The organism is Paenibacillus sp. MZ04-78.2, from assembly GCF_024213375.1.
Classification (GTDB): domain Bacteria; phylum Bacillota; class Bacilli; order Paenibacillales; family NBRC-103111; genus Paenibacillus_G.
The window spans coordinates 1-902 of record NZ_JANAVJ010000119.1; the positions used below are offsets into that span (position 1 = coordinate 1).

The following is a 902-nucleotide window of genomic DNA, read 5'->3' on the forward strand; positions in this document are numbered from 1 at the left end:
GAACAAGTTTACAAAAAAATCTCCGCCGCGTACAGCAGAGATTTTGGGCGTTTATAAGATACCTGAATAGTTACGAAATAATATCATATATGAAACACAGTTTTTTATCGAAGATTTGGAAAGATCCTCAACATTGGATTGGTTCAGCAATAATTCACCCTTCTTCCCGATATTTGGAATACCTTTTGAATATTTTGAGTGAAGAGGACACAAGTGCACCTCATTATTGGGCCCTTGATGCGATACAATATATGCCTGAGGACATTTCTGAACTCGCACTACCTGAACTCAAAAAACTTTCGAAACGAATAAATCCATCATGGTCAGCTGCAGTCGTTGAAAAGTATTTTGAGACAATTGTATGGATTGATGAAAATGCAGAGGATTTTATAGCAACTTTAGTATCTTCACCTAGTGAATTAGTGACTTTTAGGGCAAAATATTGGATGGAGACTTTTGAGGCGGAAAGAAAAGAAGATGAGGAAGATTAGGGAATCAAGTAGTTGAGATAATAACTCAAACTTCACAGAGAAAAATTGGCCATGAACCCTTGAAAAAGAAAGCGGCATCAAGATAAAGATCTATCCCTTGAAAAAATAGAAAAACACCTCTTCGGTTTGGTATAGTGATTGTGTCGAGCAACACATACCATACAGAAGAGGTGTCCTCTATATGATAAAGCAAAAAGAGTCGTGCAATCAACTACCAAAAGAAATTAAACCGGCTTTCCAAGAGTTGAACGTCCTCAAGCATTTAAAAGACGCAAAAATCAACAAGAAATTTGGATTTACGGCGGCATACCTTTTTCAGCTTGTTTTCGTGCTTTCTCTAAAGCCCCGAAATTACCTTTGAGTCTTTTCTCTTAATCCATTACAATGTGAAATAACCTGAAGTGGAGGGAT

The 902-nt window shown here is 37.0% G+C and carries 1 protein-coding gene and 1 pseudogene; both read left to right on the forward strand.

The window, feature by feature from the left end; translation table 11 throughout:
• A partial coding sequence (locus NLX71_RS26285; protein ID WP_254366760.1) for a hypothetical protein occupies positions 1-491 on the forward strand: 491 nt, incomplete at its 5' end.
• A 181-nt stretch (positions 492-672) separates the two neighbouring features.
• Positions 673-846: pseudogene (locus NLX71_RS26290) on the forward strand (IS4 family transposase); the annotation flags it as partial.
• Positions 847-902: the final 56 nt, after the last annotated feature.